This window comes from Saccharopolyspora tripterygii, assembly GCF_054778355.1.
On the sequence record NZ_BAAGZP010000043.1, the window covers coordinates 1 to 798 of the forward strand.

The 798-nt window shown below is 65.7% G+C and carries 1 protein-coding gene; it reads right to left on the bottom strand.

Annotated elements, in window-relative coordinates; all coding sequences use genetic code 11:
- The coding region (locus tag ACYVF3_RS29855; protein WP_461157617.1) for an AMP-binding protein at positions 1 to 591 on the bottom strand (591 nt) is incomplete at its 3' end.
- Positions 592 to 798 lie beyond the last annotated feature (207 nt).

Consider the following 798-nt stretch of genomic DNA (forward strand, 5'->3'; position numbering starts at 1 on the left):
CGGAAAACCCGTCGTCCCCGACGTGTACTGAATGTTGATCGCATCATCAGCCGACAACCGGATTTCGCCGAGCTTCTCGGAATCGGCGGTGGTACCGGCCAACGCCTCCCACTCCGGCGAGTCCAGGAACACCACGCGTTCCAGCCCCGGGCATCCGCCTCGCACCTGCTTCACGATTCCCACGTAGTCGGAGCCCTTGAACGACTGCGCCGACACCAGCATCCGCACACCGGCCTGCTGGAGGACGAACTCCAGCTCGTGCGCCCGGTAGGCCGGGTTGATGTTCACCAGGATCGCGCCCACCCGCGCGGTCGCGTACTGCGTCAACGTCCACTCGGCGCGGTTCGGCGCCCACACGCCGACGCGGTCACCCTTGGCGATGCCCGCGCCCAGCAGCCCGGTCGCGACCGAATCCACCGCCGCGACGAACTCGCGGTAGGTCCAGCGACGGCCCGTGGAGAACTCCACCAGCGCATCTCGCTCCGGGAAGCGGGCCGCGGTGCGGTCCAGGTTCGCGCCGATGGTGTCACCCAGCAACAGCACGTCGGAGACGCCGGAGTCGTAGCTGATGTTCTTGGGCTCGGTTTCCACGACGATGACCTCCCCGTTGCAGTGGCGCAGGTCACCAATCTTCACCCTCACCGCCGCACTGGGCCAACCCCGGAACTCGCGCTCACCAAATCCCAGTTTTAGTCCAAACTGAGCGGACAAAACGGTCACGGACCGCCCTCGGTTTGGACTAAATGTGGTGTTCGGGGAGGTTGGTCAGTCGGGTGATGGGTGGTTGGCCTCCGATGG